We start from the raw sequence: 5,651 nt of genomic DNA, 5'->3' as shown, positions 1-5,651 counted from the left end.
GGCGCGCCGTCCGCCTGGCCTGTGCCGCCCAGGACCTGGTGCCCCTCAACATGCACCACGAGCGCACGTCCGAGGACATGCTGCCGCCCTACGTCAACGCGCCGGGCTACGTGCCCATCGCGGAGCGGTTCGCCCTCGCGGCGAAGGACGCGCGCAACGCGGCGGTGAACGCGACGTCGCCACCGGGTGCTTCAGCGCGGTGAGTCCCCGGAGGTGCCCGCGGGGGAGGGCTGGGCGCGGGAGAGTGTGGCTGGGAAGCGCCCCTCGCGCCGGGTGCCGCGGACGTGGAGGCCCTCCACCGTGCCGCAGGTGACGGCGCGCCTCCATGCGCCGGAACGCCTCCCGCCGGGCCGGGTCGACGACGTACAGCGTGGCCGAGGCGAGCCGGCGCTTGGCGACGTCGGCCAGCCTCCAGCGGAGTGGGGGCCGTGCGCTCACCACAGCATGATGGCGGACTCGCCCGAGCGCTCCTCGTAGAACAGGCGCAGGCGGACCACGTACTCGCGTCCCCGGAACAGCTTCAGCTTCAAGGCCGCGTTGGTGCCCAGGCCGCTGTCGTCGTCGCCGGCGAGGAAGCGCAGCCCCGTGGCGCTCTTCTCGAAGAGCACCATCACCGTGTCGGAGACTCCGAACGTGCGCAGCTCGTACGTGCGCGTCTCCCTTGGCGTGAAGGTGAAGTTGCGCTGCTGGCCGGGCTTGAGCTGGAGGCGCACGGACTGGAAGGGCTGGAGCTCCGTGTAGTCCTGCTCGGTGAGGGCCGGGTAGAACGTCCGGGCCCACGCCTTGTCCTGGTCCGACAGCCCGCCCTTCGGGGTGAGGCCGCCGCGGAAGTACTCCAGGGGCTCCTTGATGAGGCCGGGCTGGAAGGGGTACTCCATGACGGAGTCCGGGTCCCAGGTGGAGCCCTCCACCGCGCTGGCGGCAATCTTGCGGATGATGTTGTGGAACGTCGTCTCGCGGCTCCAGCCGTTGGGGGGCCGGGCCAGCGCGGCGTAGACGGCCTCCTCGTCCCAGATGATGCCCGCGTGCGGGTTCTGGTGCTCGTGCGGGAAGCCGAGCGTGTGGCCGATTTCATGGATGGCCGTGTCGATTTCGCGCGGGTGCTCCGTGAGGTCCCAGCCGAAGTTCATCGTCCGTGCATCCGGCCCCTGGGCGAGGATGTCCCGTCCCACGTAGGACCAGGCGCCGTCGTCGCGCATGAAGCCGATGCGCACCTCGGCCTCGTCGCGGGAGGCCACCTCCTGGAACTTCAGGCCCAGGCCCACCTGCGTCCAGCGCTCGAAGGCGGCGCGCACGACGTCCTTCTCGGTGTCCGTGGTCGTCCAGGGCACGAAGCGCGTGGTGCCGTTGGCCAGGCGCACCTCCTCGCCATCCGTGGACTTGTCGAAGAAGTAGTAGTGGAGGACCGTGCCATTGGCCCACTTCTGCTCGTTCATGCGGATGAGGCGAAGTCGCCGCGCGTTCAGGTCCGGCGGCAGCGGACGCTCGGGGACTTGTGGCAGCGCGCAGTACGCGTAGCCCAGGGCCTCGGTGGTGTCGCGGGGTGTCTCGCGGCCCGTCCTCCCCGCCGTCCTCGCGCGAGGTGCCGCCTTGCGCCCTCGGCGGACCGAGGGCCCGGACGTCGGCTCCGCCTTCGCCACGCGAGGCTTTGCCCGGCCCCTGCCTCGCGTCGTGCCCGCATTCTGTCTGCGTTTGTCCGTCATCGTGGCTCTCCCCCTGGCGGATGGATGCTTCCGCCCGTCGGAGGGAGTGTCGCGGTGGGACGTGTGACGGCGTGGCGCGGGGGAGGGGCGCGGCGATGGCCCGGCGCGAGGCACGCCGAGCCAGCAAGCCACCGTGAGGCGAGGGCCTCCGCTTCGTCAGCCTGCCTTGGCGATGAGCGGCTGGAGGGTCGGCGGCGCGCCGATGTAGCCGGCGGCCATGAGGATCTCCGCGGCGGCCTCGGCGATTCCGGCCTGGACCGCGGTGGCCTGGGTGGGCTTGCAGAACACGCCGATGCCGAGCACGGGCCCATGCACGGTGAACTCCGCCACCTCGACGCCGGGGGCGGGGCTGGGCAGGACCTCCGGCACCAACGCCACGCGCTCCTCGAGCGCTCGCATGAGGCCGTGGATGTCACCGCCGTGCACCAGGGGGACCTTCACGACAATCTTGCGGTGCGGGTGGTGGCTGAAGTTGATGATGTTCTCGCCGAAGAGCCGGCCGTTGCCCACGGAGACGCGCAGGTTGTCGGACGTGTCGATGGTGGTTGCGAACAGGCCAATCTCCTGCACGATGCCCGTCGCGCCTCCGGCGGAAATCTCGTCGCCCACGCGGAAGGGCCGCAGCACGAGCAGGAAGATGCCCGCCGCGAAGTTGGAGAGCAGGCCGGACCAGGCCGTGCCGATGGCGAAGCCCGCGGCGGCCAGCAGCGCGGCGAACGAGGTGGTCTCGAACCCCATCATCCCCAGGATGCCCAGCAGCAGGAGGATGGTCAGGGAGCCGGCGAACAGCGATTCGATGTAGCGGATGAGCGTGACGTCGAACTGACGCTTCTGCAGGGTGAGATTCAGCACGCGCCGGAAGGTGTTGATGACGGCGCGACCCACGAACCACAACACGAGGGCCCCGACCGCCTTGAGGATGAAGGGGAAGGCCTCCGCGAGAGCCAGGCTCTTCAACTGCAGAATGATTTCGTCCATGACATTCCTGAAGTGGCGGGGAGTCCACGTGGGTGGAGCGCCAGCTTCGCAGGGGCGCGTGTGCAGGCGCCAGGCCAGCGGCGAGTCACCGGGTAAGCCCGCGAATGTAAAGCCTTTCATCCGGTGGGGGCATGGCGGACCCGGGGTCTGACACGCCCGTGGACGCGTCAGCCGGCGCCGTTGACACGTCAGCGCGGCCCGCTCATGAGGGCTTCGTGGCCGACAGCAGGCGCTCCACCGCGAGCAGCACCGAGGCGGCGGTGGCCGGGTGCTTCACGAAGGCGGCGGGGCTGAGGTTGGACAGCCGGCCCATCAGCGAGTCCGGCGTCCTCGCGGGACCAGACCACGTGCCCCAGGGCGCGCAGGGCCTGCTGGGGCAGGTCGGGCAGGGTGATGCGCAGCTCCAGGGTGCTGCCCACCGGCAGCGCGCGCGTCGTCCGGATGGCGAGCCCGCCGGTGCCGATGTTCTTGCTGTACGCGCGCACCATGTCGTCTTGATTGGCGAACATCAGCTCCAGCACCGCGTCCGCTCGGGCGGGACGGGTGGGCAGGGGACTGCCCTCGGGGGGCAGCGCGCCCAGCTCCAGGAGCACGTCGCGCAGCAATTCCAGGCGTTGTTCCTCATCGGGTCCGAGCGAACGGGTGCGCTGTCTTTCGAGCAGGGTCTTGTACTCCTCGAGCGCGTTGACGCCTGGACTTCCCATGGGGCCCCCCTGCCTGCCTGTAATTCCTTGCAGCCTGCCATGGCCTCTCACGGCCGCGCGAGAGGTCTGCTTCCACCCTGTCGCCACGCACACACCCTGGTATAGCGGGCGCATGGACGTTCCCAGTGTGCCCCCTCCTCGTCCGGGTCTGCTGACGAGCCTGCTGCGCTGGGGCGCGGCCTGCGCCGCGATGCCTCCACTGCTGACCCCGGCGCTCCTGCTGGGGCCCGTGAGCCCCGGCGCGTCGGACGCGCTCATGCGCACCTGGTGCCTCTGGGCGCGGCGTGTCTTCGGCGTGGAGGTGGAGGTGGTGGACCACAACGCGGGTCGGTACGACGACGCCGCGTACGTCTTCCTGCAACTGAACCAGACGAGCCTGGGAGAGACGTTCGTGACTCCCCCGGCGCTTCCCCGACCCGCGCTCATCTTCATGAACCTGGGGTTCGCGGTGCTGCCCTTCGCGGGGTGGGTGCCGCTGGCGCAGGGGTCCACGGTGGTGGTGCGGCGGTGGCACGCGCAGGCTCGTCGCGCGGTGGACCGGGCCTCGGAGGCGCTGCGTCGGGGCGCCAGCTACTACATGTCCATCGAGGGACGGCGCAGCCCCGACGGCGCGCTGGGGCTGTACAAGAAGGGCGCGGCCGTGCTCGCGATTGGCTCCGGGGCCACCATCGTCCCCATGGTGTTCCATGGGGTGCGCGCGGTGCTCCCGCATGGCGAGTGGCGCGTGAGTCCGGGGCGGGTGCGCGTCGAGCTGCTGCCCGCGATTCGGACGGAGGGCTTGAGCTACGAGGACCGGGATGCGCTCGTCGAGCGCCTGCGGGGGCTCGCGGAGGCGCACGGACTGGGACGTCCGCCGAGCTGAGCCGCGCACGTGCGGGCTCGCCCGAGTAGGCTGGGCACATGGCCTACCAACGTAACCCGGTGAAGGCGCCCCGCGTGTCGGGGCTGGCGCTCAAGGCGTTCGTCAACACCCTGGAGAGTGGGATTGGCGCGCCCGTGCTGGAGAAGCTGGTGCGGGACAGTGGCATCACCGCGTGGCGCGAGCTGCCCGCCGGTGACGCGCCGCCGCTCCAGTTCCCGCTGCCGCCCGGCGCGCCCGCGACGGAAGCCCAGTCTCCGCAGGAGCAGGCCGCGCGCGCCATCGCCGCGCGGGCCGCGACACCGGCGCGCGAGACGGTGGGCTCGTTCGCGCGCGCGTACCGGGAAGGCGGTGCGGACCCCGTCGCCGTGGCGCGCCGGCTGAACGAAGCCATCGACCGGCTGGAGCGCGGCGAGGCGCGAATGGGCTGGTTCATCGCGCGCAAGCCGGACGAGGTGCTCCGCGCCGCCGAGGCCTCCGCCGAGCGGCTGCGCGCCGGACGTCCGCTGAGCGTGCTGGACGGCGTGCCGGTGGTGCTCAAGGACGAAGTGGACCTGGCGGGCTTCCCCACGACGCTGGGGACGCGGTTCCGCAACCAGGTGGCCACGGCGGACTCCACGGTGGCCGCGCGCCTGAGGGCCGCGGGTGCGCTGCTGCTGGGCAAGGCCAACATGAATGAGATTGGCATCAACCCCATCGGGTTGAATCCGCACCACGGCGCCGCGCGCAACCCGTGGAGTCGGGGACACATCACCGGAGGCAGCTCCAGTGGCTCGGCCGCCGTCGTCGCCGCGGGGTTGTGTCCGCTGAGCATCGGCGCGGACGGCGGAGGCTCCATCCGAATCCCGGCGGCGCTGTGCGGCATCGTCGGCCTCAAGGCGACGTGGGGCCGCATCCCGGAGACAGGGGTGCCGCCGCTGTGCTGGAACGTGGGCCACGTGGGGCCCATGGGGCTCACCGTCGACGACGTCGCGGCGATGTACGCGCTCCTGGCAGGGCCCGACGGCAAGGACCTGGTGGCTCAAACACAGCCGCCGCATCACCTGTCCGATTACGAGCGCGCGGACCTGACGGGGGTGCGGCTGGGCATCTGCTGGCCCTACTTCGAGGATGCCTCGCCGGATGTGGTGGCGCGCTGCAAGGACGCGGTGCGCGCACTCACCGACGCGGGCGCGACGGTGGTGGAGATTCCCGCGCCGGACCTGAACACGGTGCTGTGGACGCACAGCTGCATCATCCTGAGCGAGATGGCCGAGTCGATGCTGCCGCACTCCCGCGCCAACGCGGCGGACTTCGGGCTCGACTCGCGCACCAACCTGGCCATCGGCCGGCACTTCCGCGCCACGGACCTGATTCACGCGCTGCGCCACCGCCACCGGCTGACGCGGGAGCTGCTGGCGGTCATGG

General features: G+C 71.2%; 6 protein-coding genes. 3 read left to right on the top strand and 3 right to left on the bottom strand.

Annotated elements, in window-relative coordinates; all coding sequences use genetic code 11:
- The coding region (locus tag ACN469_RS43435) for a hypothetical protein (protein ID WP_498778285.1) at positions 1-203 on the top strand (203 nt) is incomplete at its 5' end.
- Positions 204-434: 231 nt separating this feature from the next.
- Here ACN469_RS43435 and ACN469_RS43430 read toward each other — a convergent pair.
- From ACN469_RS43430 to ACN469_RS43420, 3 genes are all read right to left on the bottom strand, one after another.
- Positions 435-1,703 carry a M12 family metallopeptidase gene (locus ACN469_RS43430; RefSeq protein WP_498778284.1) on the bottom strand — a complete coding sequence of 423 codons (1,269 nt, stop codon included), beginning with the start codon at positions 1,701-1,703 and terminating at the stop codon, positions 435-437.
- A 156-nt stretch (positions 1,704-1,859) separates the two neighbouring features.
- Positions 1,860-2,681, bottom strand: coding sequence for a mechanosensitive ion channel family protein (locus ACN469_RS43425; protein ID WP_498778282.1), 822 nt, complete (start codon positions 2,679-2,681; stop codon positions 1,860-1,862).
- A gap of 188 nt (positions 2,682-2,869) precedes the next feature.
- Positions 2,870-3,385, bottom strand: coding sequence for a PilZ domain-containing protein (locus ACN469_RS43420; RefSeq protein WP_498778280.1), 516 nt, complete (start codon positions 3,383-3,385; stop codon positions 2,870-2,872).
- A gap of 112 nt (positions 3,386-3,497) precedes the next feature.
- Between ACN469_RS43420 and ACN469_RS43415 the strand changes: the two genes are divergently transcribed.
- Complete coding sequence (locus ACN469_RS43415) at positions 3,498-4,247, top strand: lysophospholipid acyltransferase family protein (protein WP_498778279.1); 750 nt, start codon at positions 3,498-3,500, stop codon at positions 4,245-4,247.
- 38 nt (positions 4,248-4,285) lie between these two features.
- A partial coding sequence (locus ACN469_RS43410) for an amidase (protein WP_498778278.1) occupies positions 4,286-5,651 on the top strand: 1,366 nt, incomplete at its 3' end.

This window comes from Corallococcus terminator (assembly GCF_049194865.1).
Classification (GTDB): Bacteria; Myxococcota; Myxococcia; order Myxococcales; family Myxococcaceae; genus Myxococcus; species Myxococcus terminator_A.
The sequence above is the reverse complement of the archived record's forward strand: the minus strand, read 5'-3'. Positions and strand labels throughout refer to the sequence as shown.

Bases quoted from the DNA above. Each gene is read 5' to 3' on its own strand.
- ACN469_RS43415 (WP_498778279.1), top strand. From the start codon at position 3,498: ATGGACGTTCCCAGTGTGCCCCCTCCTCGTCCGGGTCTGCTGACGAGC.
- ACN469_RS43425 (WP_498778282.1), bottom strand. From the start codon at position 2,681: ATGGACGAAATCATTCTGCAGTTGAAGAGCCTGGCTCTCGCGGAGGCC.
- ACN469_RS43430 (WP_498778284.1), bottom strand. From the start codon at position 1,703: ATGACGGACAAACGCAGACAGAATGCGGGCACGACGCGAGGCAGGGGC.
- ACN469_RS43420 (WP_498778280.1), bottom strand. From the start codon at position 3,385: ATGGGAAGTCCAGGCGTCAACGCGCTCGAGGAGTACAAGACCCTGCTC.